Source organism: Williamsia sp. Y844, assembly GCF_056786475.1.
Genome location: NZ_JBXCJB010000001.1, coordinates 2,173,115 through 2,190,949, shown reverse-complemented (window position 1 = coordinate 2,190,949; position 17,835 = coordinate 2,173,115). Strand labels below are relative to the sequence as shown.

At 63.5% G+C, this 17,835-nt stretch carries 14 protein-coding genes; 11 read left to right on the top strand and 3 right to left on the bottom strand.

Translation table 11 applies throughout. From position 1 onward, the window contains the following. Positions 1-213 precede the first annotated feature (213 nt). Both AC1TQG_RS09910 and AC1TQG_RS09905 read left to right on the top strand, forming a co-directional pair. The gene (locus AC1TQG_RS09910; RefSeq protein WP_482136750.1) at positions 214-1,302 is read left to right on the top strand and encodes a class I SAM-dependent methyltransferase; all 1,089 of its coding nucleotides are present in this window, start codon (positions 214-216) and stop codon (positions 1,300-1,302) included. Positions 1,303-1,394: 92 nt separating this feature from the next. Next, positions 1,395-1,754: a nuclear transport factor 2 family protein gene (locus tag AC1TQG_RS09905; protein ID WP_482136749.1), complete on the top strand. Its 360-nt coding sequence runs from the start codon at positions 1,395-1,397 to the stop codon at positions 1,752-1,754. 116 nt (positions 1,755-1,870) lie between these two features. Here the strand turns inward: AC1TQG_RS09905 and AC1TQG_RS09900 are convergent, their stop codons facing one another. Beyond that, the gene (locus AC1TQG_RS09900) at positions 1,871-2,572 is read right to left on the bottom strand and encodes a TetR/AcrR family transcriptional regulator (protein ID WP_482136748.1); all 702 of its coding nucleotides are present in this window, start codon (positions 2,570-2,572) and stop codon (positions 1,871-1,873) included. A 91-nt stretch (positions 2,573-2,663) separates the two neighbouring features. Between AC1TQG_RS09900 and AC1TQG_RS09895 the strand changes: the two genes are divergently transcribed. Together AC1TQG_RS09895 and AC1TQG_RS09890 are read left to right on the top strand one after the other, a co-directional pair. After that, entirely contained in the window at positions 2,664-4,160 is a 1,497-nt protein-coding gene (locus tag AC1TQG_RS09895; RefSeq protein ID WP_482136747.1) for an MFS transporter, read from the top strand. Between the two features lie 143 nt (positions 4,161-4,303). After that, positions 4,304-7,474: a multicopper oxidase family protein gene (locus tag AC1TQG_RS09890; RefSeq protein ID WP_482136746.1), complete on the top strand. Its 3,171-nt coding sequence runs from the start codon at positions 4,304-4,306 to the stop codon at positions 7,472-7,474. 44 nt (positions 7,475-7,518) lie between these two features. Here the strand turns inward: AC1TQG_RS09890 and AC1TQG_RS09885 are convergent, their stop codons facing one another. Further along, positions 7,519-8,277, bottom strand: coding sequence for a GntR family transcriptional regulator (locus AC1TQG_RS09885; RefSeq protein WP_482136745.1), 759 nt, complete (start codon positions 8,275-8,277; stop codon positions 7,519-7,521). 21 nt (positions 8,278-8,298) lie between these two features. After that, positions 8,299-9,408, bottom strand: a complete 1,110-nt coding sequence (gene add, locus AC1TQG_RS09880; RefSeq protein WP_482136744.1) for an adenosine deaminase — start codon at positions 9,406-9,408, stop codon at positions 8,299-8,301. A gap of 405 nt (positions 9,409-9,813) precedes the next feature. Here add and AC1TQG_RS09875 point away from each other — a divergent pair, with 405 nt between their 5' ends. The 7 genes from AC1TQG_RS09875 to AC1TQG_RS09845 are packed head-to-tail and all read left to right on the top strand — an operon-like array spanning position 9,814 to position 17,732. Beyond that, positions 9,814-10,827 carry a BMP family ABC transporter substrate-binding protein gene (locus AC1TQG_RS09875; RefSeq protein ID WP_482136743.1) on the top strand — a complete coding sequence of 338 codons (1,014 nt, stop codon included), beginning with the start codon at positions 9,814-9,816 and terminating at the stop codon, positions 10,825-10,827. A gap of 48 nt (positions 10,828-10,875) precedes the next feature. Beyond that, positions 10,876-12,411 carry an ABC transporter ATP-binding protein gene (locus AC1TQG_RS09870; RefSeq protein ID WP_482136742.1) on the top strand — a complete coding sequence of 512 codons (1,536 nt, stop codon included), beginning with the start codon at positions 10,876-10,878 and terminating at the stop codon, positions 12,409-12,411. Further along, on the top strand, positions 12,404-13,501 hold the full coding sequence (locus AC1TQG_RS09865; RefSeq protein WP_482136741.1) for an ABC transporter permease: 1,098 nt from the start codon (positions 12,404-12,406) through the stop codon (positions 13,499-13,501). Before AC1TQG_RS09870 ends, AC1TQG_RS09865 begins: the two co-directional genes overlap by 8 nt. Beyond that, complete coding sequence (locus AC1TQG_RS09860) at positions 13,498-14,454, top strand: ABC transporter permease (RefSeq protein WP_482136740.1); 957 nt, start codon at positions 13,498-13,500, stop codon at positions 14,452-14,454. The genes AC1TQG_RS09865 and AC1TQG_RS09860 overlap by 4 nt, the downstream gene beginning before the upstream one ends. Continuing rightward, on the top strand, positions 14,451-15,578 hold the full coding sequence (locus tag AC1TQG_RS09855) for an acyl-CoA dehydrogenase family protein (RefSeq protein WP_482136739.1): 1,128 nt from the start codon (positions 14,451-14,453) through the stop codon (positions 15,576-15,578). The genes AC1TQG_RS09860 and AC1TQG_RS09855 overlap by 4 nt, the downstream gene beginning before the upstream one ends. After that, positions 15,575-16,951: an LLM class flavin-dependent oxidoreductase gene (locus AC1TQG_RS09850; RefSeq protein WP_482136738.1), complete on the top strand. Its 1,377-nt coding sequence runs from the start codon at positions 15,575-15,577 to the stop codon at positions 16,949-16,951. Before AC1TQG_RS09855 ends, AC1TQG_RS09850 begins: the two co-directional genes overlap by 4 nt. 31 nt (positions 16,952-16,982) lie before the next feature. After that, on the top strand, positions 16,983-17,732 hold the full coding sequence (locus AC1TQG_RS09845) for a maleylpyruvate isomerase family mycothiol-dependent enzyme (protein ID WP_482136737.1): 750 nt from the start codon (positions 16,983-16,985) through the stop codon (positions 17,730-17,732). Positions 17,733-17,835: the final 103 nt, after the last annotated feature.

Below are 17,835 nucleotides of genomic sequence, written 5' to 3'. Positions count from 1 at the left end.
CTGGGTAGTACGAATCTTGTACCGCCCCACGTGCCCGCGCACCCCGTACTGGCGCGTGTTCCCTCGCTTTTGCGTCGTTCTTGGACCGCCAGGAGGCGATGCCCGGCAGTACGACCTCTCCACTCGTTGCGGTGCCAGAGCTCACTGCATTCTCGTTCCTACAGACGTGCACTCGGGTCCATCCGGGACCTGCACCAACGAGCGGAGACACCAATGACCACAACCGAGACCACGACGGAGAATTCCACGCTCGACGATGCGAAGCTCGAGGCGTTCGTCGGACAGGCAGTCACCGACATGGGCGCGGCCATCTCAGGGCTGTTGCTACACATCGGCGATCGGCTGGGGCTCTACAAGGCGATGGCCGGCAGCGGCCCGATCACCTCCGCCGAGCTGGCCCAGCGCACCAGCACCGCTGAACGCTACGTGCGCGAATGGCTGGGCAATCAGGCCGCTGGCGGCTACGTCGTCTACGACCCGGCTGAACACACCTACCAGTTGCCTGCTGAGCAGGCCATGGTGTTAGCGAATGAGGACAGCCCGGTGTTTCTCGCCGGCGCGTTCGAGACGATCGCCGCCTGCTACGCCGACCACGACGTGTTCGTCGACGCGTTCCGCACCGGTGCCGGCGTGGGCTGGCATGCACATGATGAGCGGTTATTCTCGGGGGTGGTGCGGCTGTTTCGCCCAGGATATGCCGCCTATCTGGTAGACGGGTGGCTGTCAGCGCTGGACGGGGTGGTCGACAAGCTGCGGGCAGGCGCGAGCGTGGCCGATGTCGGGTGCGGGCGGGGCGCCTCGTCGATCATCATGGCCCAGGCATTCGAGCGTTCGACCTTTGTCGGCTTCGACATCCACGAGCCGTCGATCCGGGCCGCCCGTCAGGCCGCGGCCGACGCCGGCGTGCACCATCGGACGAAGTTCAACGTCGCGACAGCGAAAGACCTGCCCGGCGAGAGCTACGACCTGGTGTGCTTGTTCGACGCCCTGCACGACATGGGCGACCCGGTCGGCGCCGCGCGGCGCATCCGGGAGGCACTGGCCCCGGACGGCACCCTGCTGCTCGTGGAGCCGAACGCTGGCGACGCACTCGAGGACAACCTCAACCCAGTCGGGCGGACCTTCTACGGCCTGTCCACTGTGATCTGCATCCCGGGTTCGCTGGCGCAGGAAGTCGCGCTGGGACTGGGTGCGCAAGCCGGGCAACGGCAACTGACTGCCGTGCTGCACGAGGCCGGGTTCAGCCAGGTACGCCGGGCAACCGAGACCCCCTTCAACATCATCCTAGAGGCCAAGCCGTAGGGCGTCACACCCAGCGGCGAGGACACAGAACAGCCAAATAGGACCCACAGCAGCCTTACTACCAACAATCGAAACAACGCAGGAGATATGTCATGAACACTGAGTCGTCTGTTACCGAAACCATTGTCCGAAATCACCTGGAAGCCTTCCTGGAGCAGAAAGGCATTGCCGCCATAGTGAATGAATACGATGAAAATGCTCGGTTCTACACCGAAGCCGACGTCTACCACGGAAAGCAAGAGATCGGTGGCTTCTTCGCGAACTTCGTCGATTCGTTCCCTGCCGGGGGCCTTGATCGCTTCGCCCTCCGGAGCCTGCGAGTCGATGGAAGCATCGCCTACGTCACGTGGAGCGTGGGCAGTGAGATCCCCCTCGGTACTGACACTTTCGTCGTGGACAACGGCAAGATCGTTTCACAAACCTTCGCCATGTACGCCGTACGGCCCCAATGACATCGGCGGCCAATCTGGCCCCACCTGAGCCTGGCTCCATCCGAGGGTTCGATTCAGGGACATCAACATGTCACCGGCTGCGGGTAGATGAAGCGACCCTTCTGACTTTGTGACCCTCAGATGGACTTTCCGATCTGATGGACAGCAAATATCTCTGACAACTGCTCCGGCGTCAGCGCCGGACTCTCCAGCGGTGTCAGGCTGGTTCGTGATGCTCGGATACCGTCGATGATCATGCCCATCGTCCGGCGCCACAGGTCCGGGTTGTGTGACCTCGCGAACTGAGCGGTGGCCTGAATCGAAAAAGCCAGCACCGGAAGATCGGTGGCCTCGAAATCCGCGCGCAGTTCACCGGCCTGCTTCGCCCGCAGGACAAGGTGGTCGGCGGCAGCGTTGATGGTGGCCTGGGCCTCGGTGATGTGTTCGGCCAGCTCGATGCTGGCACCCGACGTCTGTGGAATCGATGGCGCACCGGCGAACACGAGATCCCTCATGACGCGATCGTCGGCCATCATCGTCGCACTGGAATACAGAAAGTGGAGTAGGCCCTCCCAGGGATCGGCGAGCGCCTCGGCTTCACCGACCATGGCCGCCACATCTCCGAGTCGCGCTGCGTAGAGCTCCTCGATGAGCCCTTCTTTGCTCTCGAACCGTCGATAGATCGTGCCAACGCCGACACCGGCGTGACTGGCCACGTCGGCCAACTTCGCACCGAGCCCTTGGGCCGCGAACACCTCCCGAGCAGCCACGAGGATGCGTTGGTGATTCTCCCTCGCATCGGCCCGCAGCACGTCGGATGTGTCCCCTGTCTCAGCCATGGCTACAGCATAGCGCTAAGTGGAATCACCGGTTCCGTTCTGATACTATTCGCGGAATCGCCTATTCCGTTTCTGTCGTTTGAAAGAGAACATGTCTACAACCCAAACTTCGCCGTCGCGAGAATCGACCGGCTCCAATCATCGCTGGCTGATCCTCGCCGTGCTCGCGGTCGCCCAGCTGATGGTCGTCCTGGACGCCACCATCGTGAACATCGCGCTTCCCGAAGCCCAAGAAGACCTGGGTTTCAGTGATGGCGATCGGCAATGGGTGATCACTGCGTACTCGCTCGCCTTCGGCAGCCTGCTGTTGATCGGCGGTCGGATCAACGACCTGTTCGGTCGCAAGAACTCCTTCATCGTCGGGCTGATCGGCTTCGCAGCGGCATCGGCTCTCGGTGGCTGGGGACCGAACTTCGAGGTCCTGGTCGGCGCACGTGCATTGCAGGGTGTCTTCGGCGCCTTGCTGGCACCCGCAGCGCTCTCACTGCTCGCCGTGACGTTCGCCGGATCGCCGGATCGCGGTAAGGCCTTCGGCATCTTCGGGGCCGTCGCCGGCGCCGGCGCCGGCATCGGCCTCCTTCTGGGAGGTGTTCTCACCGAGTACATCTCGTGGAACTGGTGCCTGTACGTCAACGTAATCTTCGCGGTGATCGCCCTGATCGGCGCAATCGTGCTGCTACCCAAGCACATCAAGGCACCCACCCGGACGCCGATCGACTGGGCCGGAACCATACTGGTCACCGTCGGCCTCTTCCTCATCGTCTACGGATTCGCCAATTCCGAGACCAAGGGCTGGACCGACAGTTTGACGCTGCTCCCCCTTGTCATCGGACTCGTGGTTCTCCTTGCCTTCGCCTGGGTTCAGACCAAGGTTGCGCATCCACTACTACCCCTGCGAATCCTGGTCGACCGCATGCGCGGCGCGTCCTACCTCGTCATGCTCATCTCCTCGATCGGCATGTTTGCGGTCTTCCTGTTCTTGACCTTCTACCTGCAGAAGACCCTCGCATTCAGTCCGGTCGAGACCGGTCTGGCCTTCCTCCCGATGGTCCTGTCCATCGCCATCACAGCGGCGATCTCCGGTTCGGTGCTCATCACCCGGTTGAGCCCCAAAGTGATGGTCGCGGTCGGCCTTACGGTCGGTGCGCTCGGCATGGCGTACTTGACCAACATCGAGGTCGACAGTTCCTACGTCACCAGCGTGGTCCCCGGTCTGATCATGATCGGCATCGGCCTGGGCTCCGTGTTCGCCAACGCCATCAGCCTGGCGACCTACGGTGTCGCGGCCAGTGACTCCGGAGTCGCCTCGGCCACGATCAACACCGCGCAGCAGGTGGGTGGATCCATCGGTGTGGCGTTGCTGAGCAGCTTCGCCGCAACCGCGGCCGAGAACTACGTCAGCAGCCACAGCCCGTCGGGCCCCGACGGCATGCAGGCCATCGCCGACGGCGCGTCCATGGCCAGCTATCACACGGCATTCTGGTGGGCCGCCGGGTTCTTCGCGCTCGGCGCACTGGTCGCCGGTGTCCTGTATCCCAACAAGATCCCGGAGATCGACCCGAACGCCGAACCCGTCATCGCACACTGATGCCCTGACGCGTTGAACAACAAAGCCGCCGGACCCGAGAGCATCGGGTCCGGCGTTTTTGTTCTCCGATCGAAAATACGTCGCTCTATTGATAATTCACACTGTGGAATTCTCGGGCAACACGTAAGGTTCGCTCATCGTCGATGGTGAGGACCACAGTGTTTGTGTCGCGCAAGAGATCTGTCGCCATTTCGGTGATCATGTTGTCGATCGTTCTGATCTTCACCGGGTGTTCGTCATCGAAAACCGAAGCCGGCCCCGGCGCCAACCATGGATCCGGTGGCAGCCCCGTTCCCTACCGCGAACCGGTGAAACTGACTGCTGCGGGCGGTGTTCTCGAAGTACGCCTCTCAGCACACCAGGGCGCCATCCCCCTCGACACCGCATCAGGCCCGGTCGACGGCTTTCTCGTCTACGGCTACGACGTGATCAAGGGCTCACCGTCGAACGGCAAGATGTCCGCCTCCGACCTCTACCCTGCGCCGACCCTGCGCGTCGATCCCGGCGAGACGCTGATCGTCCACTACGACAACGATCTTCAGGACCTGACGATCGCCGACTACTTCGATCCGTCCTACACCGCCAAGGGTGAGGAAGTGCCGACCTACCCGGCGGCACAGGAATCCACGCCACTGAACCTGCACACCCACGGGCTGCACGTGAGCCCGGAAGGTAACGCCGACAACGTATTACTCGACATCCCGGCCGGCATGGGCAACACCTACACATACGAGGTTCCCGATGACATGCCGAACGGGATGTATTGGTATCACAGCCACCGGCACCAGCTGACCGCACAGCAGACGTACATGGGTCTGGCCGGACTACTCGAAATCGGCCGTCCGGACGGCGATCTCCCGATCGTGACCCAGAACGACATCCCCATCCGGGACATGGCGCTGCAGTACAACTTCGTCTTCGACCGCGCAGGCAAAGGAAATCAGCTGAACGCGCCGAACTGGCCGCAGTTCGTGAGCACATTGACACCCCCCACGGACTCCGAGCTTGCCGACGGCACCTACCGGCCCGTCCTTGCGCCGGTGAACTTCTCCGAGACCACCGAGGGTGCGCAGTACTTCACCAACTGGTACTCCGGCCCGCTGTCCCCGGACAACCACCGAGGGCAGAACCAGATGGTCCCGCAGAACCTGCAGTCGTTCACCGGCGAGAAGACCACGATCCCGGCGAATCCGGATCTTCCCGACAACGAGCGTGATGTCCAGTTCACCGTCAACGGCCAGTTCCAGCCCGAACTGAAGATCAAACCGGGCCAGACAGAGATCTGGGTTGTTGCCAATATCAGCGACTTCGCCTATATGCCATTGCAATTGACGGAGACCGCGACCGGCAATCATCCGAAGTTCACCATCGTCGGGCAGGACGGTAATCCGTACACCGAGGTCCACGGTCCGGTCGACGGCGATGGCACGCGCCTGGTGGTCCCACCGGCCTCCCGGTACGCGATCGCCGTGACCATGCCGGCCACGGGTGATCTGGTGCTCGAGATGCCCCCGCTCGAGAACGCGAAACCCGTGATCAACCACGGCGTGCTGTACACCAACAACGGAACCGACAACCCGCCTGCGGAATTGGGCACGGTCACCCTCGATCCGCAGTACATCAGCTACGCCGACGGGTTCTTCACCTTCCCGACGCAAACACTGATCCAGGCGACACCCGATCGCGGAACGGGCCAGAGCACCGACTTCACCATCGGCCAGCAGCTCGACGCCTACACGTCGTTCGTCGACACCGCCTCGATGCCGGTCGACGTGCATCGCGAACTCGTGGTCAGTGGCGGGTTCGGCAACGACCTGGCCAGCAACAGCGATCCGAAGTCGTTCACATACGAGTTCGACTCCAACCTCTTCCCCAACATCCCGTTGATCCAGCCACGACTGAACTCCGTCGAAGAGTGGAAGGTCGTCAATCTGAACAACGACGAGCATCCGATGCATATCCACGTCAACGACTTCCAGGTGATGGAGATCGTCGATCCGGTCTCAGGCGTGACCACCGGCGTCCAGCCGTGGGGTATAGACAACATCAACGTTCCGGCACCGGTGACCGACGACCAGGAGAACCCTCTGGTCCCTGCATCGGTCACGTTGCGCAGCACGTTCACCGACTACATCGGCAGCTACGTGATCCATTGTCACCGCCTCAACCACGAGGACAACGGACTGATGGCGATTATCAACGTGATCCCCGAGGAATCGACCTACGCTGTGGCCGTGGGTGGTTCACCGACCGGTTCGGCGAAGGTACAGATCATGAACGGCGACGGCGACAAGCCGGTCGCGACGCTCACCCCGTTCGACGGGTACAAAGGATCGCCAACCGTGGCGATGGCGGACGTCAACGGTGACATGATCCTCGATCTGATCGCCGGCACCGGAGCGGGTGTGGCCCCAGAGGTGGTGGCGTACAGCGGCGCCGGACCGTCACCTTTCACCGAGGAGCTGACCCGGTTCGCTCCGTTCGACGACGACTTCCGCGGTGGGGTCAACGTGGCAGGCGTCGATGTGGACGGGAATGCCCTGAAGGACAACATCATCGTGGGTTCCGGTCCGGGTATCGAATCGCAGGTGAAGATATTCTCGTCCGATCTCCCCTCGGACAAGAACACCGCGCCGAAGGTGTGGTCGAGCTTCACCCCGTATCCCGGTTCGCAGACCGGCGTGAGTGTGGCAACCGGCATGGTCGATGCGACCTCCGGCCGGGACAGTATCGTGACCGCGCCCGGCGTCGGTGACGCGCCGCTGATCAAGACCTACCGGTACGACCTGTACACACCCACGGCCAACGCCCAGCGGAACGAAACAGAAGCTCACACAGGTCACTCCGACGATTCCACCGCTGCCATCACGCCGACCGTGACGTCCGAGTTCCTCGCATTCGATCCGTCCTACACCGGCGGTGTGTCACTGTCGACGGGCTGGGTTGCCGGCGCAGAGGGCGGCGCGAAGAGCATCATCGCAGGAATGAGCGCCGGCGCCGGCACGGTGAAGGTGTTCTCGAGCGGTTCACGCCTCGACGGCGCACCGGCCATGTACTTGGCGAGCCCGGGCCACCACGACGGCCCGATCGAGTTCGCGGTGATCGCCTCATTTGCACCGTTCACCGCAGGCGGCGTGCACGTTGCGACCACCAGTACCACCACCGGTGCAGATCTTCTTGTTGCCGGCCCCTCAGGAGAGGTACGCAAATACGTTCTGGCGCGGCCGAATCCGGACGCAACCACGTTGAGCCCCACGCTGCTGACCACGCTGCCGCCCACATCGTCCGGGGTACCGGCGCTCGGTGGGCGCTAGAGGAGGCGAGGCCGCGGGACATCAGAGGCGAACCCCCCGTTCTGCTATCCGGCGGCCCACGGGGGACGAACGGTACGGAGCAGGGAATACGTCACGAATTCGGGATGGTGATGCTCGAACGCGTAGAACAACCGGCGGCCACTGGCACCGACACCGATGAGTTCCAGTGTCATCACGGCTGATCCGACCGGCATCTCCAGCAGCTCGGCCAGTTCTTCGTCGAGGGCCACCGCGCCCGGTGTCGCAACCTCCCAGACCAACGATTCGCCCCAGGCCTCGGTGACCGCGGTGAAGACCGAGTCGTTCAGTTCGCGCTCCGACGCGTCGGGCATGAGCAGATATCCGGACGCCAGCATCGCCGGCTTGCCGTCGGCCCGCCAGCGCTTGACCATCTTCAACGCCGGTGCACCCGGTTCCACATCGAGCAGCGTTGCGACGTTCTCGGGCAACGGTTCGAGTCGCGAAACCCTCACCTCGACCTCTGATCGATACCCCATTAGCTTCAACAGCTCGGTGTGCTCGAACTGATCCTCGAGGCGCACGTTCATCCGGAGTCCCACCGGGTCGACCGTGGTCGCCGCCCCCTGCCGCCGTCGCAGCACGCCTTGGCGTTCGAGTTCGGACAGCGCCCGCCGCAGCTGCTGGCGGGTGCAGTTCAATCGCGCGATCAGATCCAACTCGCCCGGTAACGGATTGTTGGCTGCGGACGCCTCACGTACATAACGCAACAACTCGCGGTTGACGCGCGAATCCTCGGTCTCCCCGGCCACCGCGAATCCGCCGGGTCCGTGCCTGCTGTTCATCGCGTCTCCTGTGGATGGCAGTTACGTGGACGGCAGGGGCGAGAAGCCCTGCGCCAGCTCGAATTGATCAATCTGTTGAGCCAGTGCGGTTTTGGTGTCGTCGTCGGCGAAGGATGCAGCCACCGACGCCCGGGCGAAGCCGATCAGATCCGACTCGTCGAGACCAAACGTCGCCGCGCATACCGCCCAGTCCCCCTCCAGCGTCGAACCCAGCAAACCCGGATCGTCGGTATTGATGGTGACATTCACACCTGCGTCCCGAAGTCGGATCAGCGGATGCTGCGACCAATCGTCGTAGATGCCCAGGATGACATTGGATCGAGGACAGATTCCAAGCGGGATCTGCGTCTCGATCAGGTGCTCGACCAACCGCTGGTCCTCGATGGCCCGGACACCGTGATCAACCCGCTCGGTCTGCAGGAGGTTCACCGCATCCCACACGCCTTCCGGCCCACTCGATTCACCCGCATGCACGGTGCGATGGAGCCCGGAGCGACCCGCGAGCGCGAATGCGTCGGCGAACTTTGCGCTGACCCGCCCCGATCTCCGCTCGTCACCGTCGACTGAGATCGCCAGAACATGCCTCGGCCGCGACCGGGCAATCCACTCGACCAGCTCGACAGCATCGGTCGCCGATTGTGAACGCAGCAATGAGACACACAGCCGGATCTGGGCGAGCCCGTCCTGATGTGCCTCGTCGAGTCCGGCCGCGAACGCATCGAACAGCTCGGGCAAGCGGTCCCGCCAGGCGCTCCAGTGGCAGGGGTTGATGATGACGTCGGAGTATGCGATCCCGGATGCCGTCTGCCGCGCCGCGAACCGATACGCATGTCGGGCAGCCTGTTCGGAGGTCCGGATCAATCCGCAACCCCAGTCGAGGAACTCCAGAAACGGTGTCAGTCCGACCTCGGCCGCATGTGTGCCGTCGCCGACGTCGAAACCCTCACCGATCTTCTGCAGAAGGGTTGCCGCCGGACGTGGCAACGGCTCACCGGCGGCCTTCACCAGATCCATCAGGTCGACGAGTTCGAAGCCGCCTTCGAGGTGGACGTGCACTTCCGCCTTGGGCAGCGAACGGATCCAGCCTTCGTCGATACGCGGTGCGGAGGCAGAGACGGAGTCGACACTCATGTGAAACACATTCCTTAGGTGTTTTGAGGAGGTATGCCCAACCGGGGGCATTCACACTGCGCTGCAGCGGCGGGATCTTGTTGATAAGTTATCACCACCTCGGTCCCGAAGCTCCATAACCGGCGCACGACCACTTCAGCACCACCGCACGTCCGCAACCCGGACCACCGCGCACAGTTACTCGCCGATGCTCGAAATAGATTGATAGAACCCATCTTTAGCGAACCACCACAGAGTCGTGGTGTGGCGACACTCCGTACCACCCAGAACCGACCCCCGTCAAACGTGAGACCGGTTTTACGCGTCGCGGTTTTGTTTCTTTTCTGGGACGGATCGCGTGAACATACTTATCAACAAGTTGAGCGCAGCTCTCAACACTGGGTCCTACGCCAAGAAAGCCGCATCATGAAACTTCGTAAGAGTCTCGCCGTCCTACTTGCCATACCGCTGGTGGCCACGTTTGCCGCCTGCTCATCCGACTCCGGGGCCGACACCGATTCGGGCAAACCCAAGGTCGCAATCGTGCTGGGCGGCTTGGCCAACGACGGCGGCTTCAGCCAGTACGCCGCGGATGCCGGCACCACACTCGAGGACGAGGGCGCGATCTCGCTGCAGATCCGCGAGTCGGTCACCACCTCTTCCGATGCCGAAGCGGCCTTCCGCCAATACGCCTCACAGGGCTACGACCTCATCATCGGTTGGGGCCTGGACTTCGCGAACTCCATCTTCACCGTTGCCGCCGAACTCCCCGAAGCCCATTTTGTGGCCACCGGTTCGGCCGACATCCTCGACAAGGCCACTCCCAACGTCGAGACCTGGACGTACGCCAGTGACCAGCAGGGATACCTCACCGGCTGGATCGCCGGAAAGACCGGCCTGTCACCGGTCGGCGTCGTCGAAGGACAGCTCGCCCCCTTCAACGAGATCACCTACAAGGCGGTCAGCGTCGGTCTCGACGTGACGAATCCGGCAGCCGTCGAATTGCCCCCGATCTTCACCGGCAGCTGGACCGACACCGCCCTGGCCAACCAGGCGACGAAGGCCCAGATCGCCTCCGGCGCAAAGCTCATCGTCACCGGGGCCGAGGCATACACACCCGGCGTGCTGTCGGCGGCCAAGGCGGCCAACGTGGCAACACTGGGCGCATCGAGTGCATCGTCATCGGACGCACAGGCGGTCAACATCGGACTGGTGAAGCTCGACTTCACCCCCACACTGCGGGAGATCGTGGAACAGCTGAACAACAACACCTTCGGCGACCACGCGTACACCTCCACCATCGCCAACAAGGGCCTGATCTACGCCGATGGCAACAAGCCCGCGGCTGCGCCCAACCTGCCCGATGACATCGCCGAGCAGGTCAATGAGCTTGCCGCACAGCTTGCCTCGGGCGCGGTCACGATCCCGCCGATCAGCTGACCTGAGGCGAACACAGATCAATCGACGAGACGGTACGGGATTCGGCTGATGGTGAAACAACTTTCGTTGCATGGTGTTTCCAAGAGCTTCGGCGCCGCGCAGGCGCTGGACAACGTGGACCTCACCATCGCCCCTGGGACCATCCATGCTCTCATCGGTGAAAACGGTGCCGGTAAGTCGACGGCACTGAAGATCCTGGCCGGTCTCGAACAACCAACCTCCGGGTCGGTTGTTCGAGACGGTCTGCCAGTTGTGCTCCCGAACCGGACCGCTGCGATCCGTGCCGGAATCGGTCTGGTCGCACAGCAACTGAGCCTCAATCCAGAATTGACACTGGCCGAGAACCTCATCTTGAACCAGTCCGAGCGCATCGCCTCGCGCTCTCGGGCCACCACAGCGCTCGACCGGGTGGCCACCGAGGCCGGACTGGTGCTCCGCACCAACACCCCGGTCCGCAACCTGGGCTTCGCGCAGCGCCAACTCGGCGAGCTGGCGATCGCACTCGCCCAGGGCGCCGATATCCTCTTGCTCGACGAACCCACCTCGGCACTGGGCCCCCACGAGACCGAAACTCTTTTCGCGCGACTCAAACTTCTTGCGGCAAATGGTGTTTCGATTCTCCTGATCACCCATCGGCTGGCCGACGCGCGCTCTGTCGCCGATGACGTCACCGCACTCTCGCGTGGCCGCGTCACCCTTGCCGCAGCCATGTCCGGCGCCACCGACGACGATCTCGTCACCGCGATGGTCGGGTCGGCGCCGGATGCGATCGTGCCGAGTCCGTTCGCCGAAGGCGAGCAGCGACTGATTCTCGACCGGGTCAGCATCAACGCGCCCGGTCAGGTTTCCCTCGATTCGGTCAGCTTCGCCGTCCGGCGCGGCGAGATCGTCGGTGTACTGGGTGTTGCAGGCAACGGCCAGAGCTTGCTCGCCGGCGCCGCAGTGGGCATGGTTCCCATCTCCAGCGGTTCGATCACGGTCGACGGCACCGACATCGCCGGGCACCCGGGCCGTGCGCACGAGGCCGACGTCGCCTACGTCCCAGAGGTTCGTGCCGACTTCCTCCTACCCGACTCCCCCATCACCCATTCCTCGGTGTTGCGCCGACTCGGTGGCAGCACCGGTGGCCCCAGGCCATTTCGCCGGTTCGGGATGATGGACTGGAGGTCGATCCGGGCGTTTGCATTCGACCTCTGCAAGCGCCACGACGTCCGGCCGTTGGACATCGGCATCCATGCAGGTGCCCTGTCCGGCGGAAACCAGCAGAAGCTGCTGGTCGGGCGGGAACTCGGCGGGCATCAGTCCACCGACGCCCCGGCCGTGGCGGTACTGCACGGCCCGACACAGGGCCTTGATCTGGGTGCGGCGGCCGCAATTCGCGGTGAGGTACGCAATGCCGCGGCCAAGGGCACGGCGATCCTGCTGGTGTCGGCCGATCTCGACGAAGTCCGCGAACTGTCTCACCGAATCCTGGTGATGGCCAAAGGCCGGATCGTCGATCAGTTCGACACCGCCGACTTCGACATCGGGCGTTTCGGCCGTGCGGCAGCCGGTCTCACCAGCGGGAGTCAGATCAATGTCTGAGCTCCTGCGCCGGTACGCCGGCACCCGCGGACTGGTACTGGCCGGGCTCTATCTGGTTGCCGGACTTGCCATTGTCGCCGTGATGATCGCAAGTACCGGCGGCACATTGGATGTTGCGCTCTCGGGCTGGTTCACCGGTGCATTCGGTAGTGGCTACAACCTCACGCAAACGCTGTCCGACGCGACGCCCCTGGCACTGGTTGCCCTCGGTGCGTCCATCGCACTTCGCGCGGGGATCATCACGGTCGGCGCGGAGGGCCAGCTGATCCTGGGCGCCACGCTCTCGGCAGCAGTCGCCTTTGCGCTGGGCACGTCGGTGCCGTCGCTGGTGGCGTTGACACTCGGCGCCATCGCAGGCGGAATCGGCGGCGCACTGTGGTCGTTGATCCCTGCCATCGCCAAGGTGCGTTGGGGTGTCAACGAGATCCTGTCCACGCTGCTGGCGAACTATCTGGCCGCGTTCCTGCTGACCTATCTGTTGCGCAACCAACTGCGCGACGAACAGACTGCGGCCAGCCCACAGAGTGCGGTACTTCCGAAACCGTCTCTGATCCCGCAACTTCCGGTCGACGGCCGTATCCACGTCGGCATCGTGATCGTTGTGATCATCATTCTGGGCGCCTGGTGGTGGACGCGGACACCATCTGCCTTCCTGTTCGATGTCTACGGCAAGCGGCCCCTCCTGGCATCCCGACTGGGCCTGACCCCGATGCGCGCCATCCTGTCCGCGATGCTGATCTCCGGGCTGTGCGCGGGTATGGCCGGCTGGATGCAGGTCGCCGGTGTCACCACCCGGCTGGAACCGAACGTCGCCGGCGGCATCGGCTTCGCGGGACTGGCCGTGGCCGTACTCGGACGGGGCAATCCGATCGGAATCGCCGTGGCAGCAGTGGTTTACGCAGCGCTGGGCACCGGCGCGGCAGGTGTACAGATGGCCACCGGAACCACGCCGACCGCCATCGGAACCGTCAGCCAGGGCATCCTGCTGTTGACCGCGGCGCTGGCCTTGGCCGCGATCAAACTGCTGCCGCGCACATCTGCACCAGAACCCCGCACCGACTCTCAGAAGATCGGAGTAACCGCCGGATGAACACCCTCGACTTCTGGACAATCGTCATCGCGGGGGCACTGGCACTGTGCTCACCGATCATTCTTGCCGGACTCGGCGAGATCTTCCTCGAACGAACCGGCGGCTTCAACGTCGGTATCGAGGGAATGATGCTGATCGGCGCGGTCTTCGGTGTCCTCGGATCAAGTGTCGGTGGTGTCTGGTTCGGTGTGCTGTCCGGAATCGCGCTGGGTGCACTGTCGGGTCTTCTACTCGGCCTTGCCTCGTCGGTGGCCGGAGCCGACATCATCATCGTCGGAATCGCCATCGGGCTCATCGGTTCGGGACTGAGCATCTTCCTGTACCAGTCGATCAACCCCTCCGGTTCCACCAATACCGCGGTCGATACCCAGCCGGTGCTCAATATCCCACTCCTGGACGAGATCCCACTGATCGGTACCGGACTCGCCCAGGCCGGGGTGTTCTTCTATCTGACGTTGGCCCTCGTCGTGGTGTCCTGGTTTGTGTTGACGAGGACCCGATTCGGGCTACGCCTGCGCTCGGTGGGAGACGACCCGGCTGTGGCGATCACTCGCGGCATCTCACCGGCCCGTTACCGACTCGCCGCAGCGGTGATCGCCGGCGCGTTCGCCGGACTCGGTGGGGCCGTGGTGTCCCTGTCGAGCATCGGCATCTTCTCGCCGGGTATGACCGGCGGCGCGGGATTCATCGCATTGGCCGTGGTGATCATCGGACGCCGCAACCCCTTTGGCCTGGTTGCCGGCGCCCTGCTGTTCGCATTCTTCAACAGCCTCGCCCTGCTCGCCCAGACCCGCAACCTCGGCCTGCCCGTCGAACTGTTCCAGTCCCTGCCGTATCTCGCCACGTTTGTCGTTCTGTGTGTGGTGTCGCGCCGCATGCACCTCGGACGTGGCCGAACGCCGCGAGCGGCCACCGCTCCGGCAACAATTCGTCCGAAAGAAGGAGCCCGATGACCACCCCGCAACTGTCCGCGCGTGAAGAAGAACATGCGCTGATCGAGTCGATCGCCGAACTGGCAACCGGTTTCGCAAAAACGGCACCCGACTACGACGATCGCGCCGAGATCGCGATCGGCAATCTCGACGCACTGCACGCTGCCGGATTGAACACGGCGGTCCTTCCCCAACACCTGGGCGGATCGGGCCTGAGCTACCTGGGCTTCGGTAAGGTCGTGCGACTGCTGGCCAAGGCCGACCCGTCGACCGCAACCATCTGGACGATGCACTCCGGGGCCGGCGTCGGCTTGTCCGAGCTCACCCGTGAGGTCGCCGGCTCCTTCTTCGCCGATGAGTTCCTGGCGGGCAAGCGATTTGCCAACGCATTGTCCGAACCCACCAGCGGAAACCGCTTCCTCAATCCCACGCAGGAAGCCGAGGCGGCGCCCGGTGGCTGGATCCTCAACGGCGCGAAGCGTTTTGTCTCCGGCAGCGAGATCGCCGATTACCTACTGGTCAATGCGTTGGTCGAGGGTGCTCCCACCTTCTTCGGCGTGATCCCGGACGAGACGGTCACCATCATCCCGATCTGGGACACACTCGGGCTGCGTGCCACCCGGAGTCAGCTGCTCTCGTTCGAGAACACCCTGATGCGTCAGGAGTATCGTGGCCGCGCCCCCGGATTCGGTGACTTTGCGATCATTCCGGCCGGGCTGCCCGCCATCTCCCTGGGTATCGCCGATGCGGCGCTGGAAGCGATCATCGAACACGCATCGTCACGTGTGATCCTGAACAAGCCTCTCTCCCATCAGCAGTGGGTTCAGCACGAGGTCGCCGACGCCCACATCCGGCTCGAAGGCGCACATGCGCTCTACGAGCGAGGCCTGCAGGAAGCCGACAACGGCGATCCCGCGTTCTTCGGTGATCTCACCCGCGCCAAATACCTCGCCAACAAGGTCGCGGTGGATGTGGCGCAGCTCGCGGTGCGGATCGGCGGTGCCACCGGCTATCTCAAGAAGTCGCCGATCCAGCGTCATCTGCGTGATGCCCAGGCCGGTCAGTTGATGGCGTACTCGACCGAAGTCCTTGCCGGGCTTGTCGGCCGTGAGGTGCTCGGTGTGAAAGAGGAACAGTCGCAATGACCCAGCGCCCGCGGATGATCTTCAACGCGTTCAACATCTTTTCCGTCTCCCACCACGATCAGGGGATGTGGGCCTGGCCGGGTAGCAAACAGCTCGACTACAACTCGATCGACTACTGGGTCGAGTGCGCCAGGCTTCTCGAGCGTGGCTGCTTCGACACTCTCTTCTTCGCCGACGTGCTCGCCCCCTACGAATCGTTCTCCGGATCCCGCGAGACCGCCGTTCGCAGTGGTATGCAGTTTCCCATCAACGATCCCGGGGAATTGATCCCGGCACTCGCGTACGCCACCGATGAGCTGGGATTTGTTCTCACCCAGAACATTTTGCAAGAGCCGCCGTATTCGTTCGCCCGTAAGATGTCGACCCTCGATCACCTCACCAGGGGCCGCATCGGATGGAACATCGTGACAACGTTCCTGGCAGGCGCCGGCCGCAATCTGGGGTTGTCCGGGCTTCCCGAACACGAGGATCGCTACGCCCGCGCCGACGACTTCATCGACGTCGTCTACAAATTGTGGGAGGCCAGTTGGGAGGACGATGCGGTCATCCGTGACATCGCCACCCAGCAGTACGCCGACCCGGCCAAGGTCCACGAGATCAACCACGTCGGGCCCTTCTACGACGTCGTCGGGCCACACCTGTGTGAACCGTCGCCGCAGCGGACACCGTTCCTCATCCAGGCCGGTGTCTCCCCACGTGGACGCGACTTCGCGGGCCGAAATGCGGAGGGACTGTTCATCAATGCGCTCAGTCCCGATGAGGCGGCACCGATCGTCTCCGATGTGCGGGCCGCCGCGCGGCGTCACGGGCGGAACCCCGGCGATGTCAAGCTGCTCGGGATCCTCGGCTTCGTCGTCGGCAGTACCGAGGAGGAGGCCAATCGGCTACAGGAAGAGATCACCGACTTCCAGAGCATCGAGGCAAATCTCGCCAAACAGAGTGTCTTCCTCGGCTATGACTTCGGACAACTCGACCCGCACGAACCCATCGGGGAGATCGCCAAACGCCCCGAAGGAAGGGAAGGCATCGTCGCGAAACTGATCTCGATGGCGCCGAACCAATCGATGACCATCGGCGAATTGGTCCGCTGGTTCGGCAACATGCGTGAGGTCGGCACACCCGAGCAGATCGCCGACCGCATCGAGGCCTGGCAGGATGCCGGAGTCGACGGCATGAACGTGCAGTACGTCGTGTCGCCGGGTTCCTTCGAGGACTTCGTCGAGCACGTGTCGCCGGTACTGCGCAAACGCGGGATCATGCAGGAGAGCTATTCACCGGGCACACTCCGCGAGAAGATCTTCCCCGGTAAGGGCCCCTACCTGCCCGACGAACATCGGGCCCGGCAGTTCCGGCGTTCGGCGTTTGGTGGATGACCTCCTCCGGCCGAAGCGGTACTGTCCGAAGGTGGACTACTCCGATGCGCTTGTGGAAGAAAACCGCCTGTTCGGCGAACTGATCCGGCAGGCAGATCCGGCCCATCCTGTGCCGACGTGTCCGGAATGGACCGTCCAGCAACTGTTTCGCCATGTCGGCCGCGGCGATCGATGGGCCGCTGCGATCGTCGCCGAACGACGCGAGCAACCACTCGATCCGCGATCGGTCAGCGGTGGAAAGCCGCCGGCCGATCCGGATCAGGCGATCGACTGGCTGCACGACGGAGCCCAGAAGTTGATCGACGCGGTCTCGGAGACCGGCCCGGACACCCCGGTCTGGACCTTCCTCGGCCCGCGTCCGTCAGCGTGGTGGATCCGCCGCCGTCTCCACGAGGCGACGGTCCACCGGGCCGATGCCGCACTGGCACTGGGTCTTCCCTACGAGCTGAGCCCAGCTCTTGCCGCCGATGGAATATCCGAATGGCTCGACCTCCTGGCCCAGTCTGGTTCTGGCAGGCCCGCCCCACTCGACGCCGGGTCCACCCTGCACCTGCACGCCTTCGAAGACAGCCTCGGCAGCGCCGGTGAATGGTCGATCAGCCGCGGTGACGATGCGATCATCTGGGACAACAGCCATACCAAGGCCGGGGCCGCAGCACGCGGACGCGCGTCGGATCTCTTGCTGGCACTGACCCGTCGTCTATCGGCTGCTGAAGCAAACGCCGAGGTCCTGGGCGATCAGCAGATCTGGGAGACCTGGCTCGAGCGCACCGCGTTCTGAATTCGTCTCGGCGACAATTGATCCTCAACTGACAGGAAACTGACAGGAAACCACGGACCGTCCCTCAAGGTTCATCAGTTCTACTGTTCCCGTTCGCCTGGAG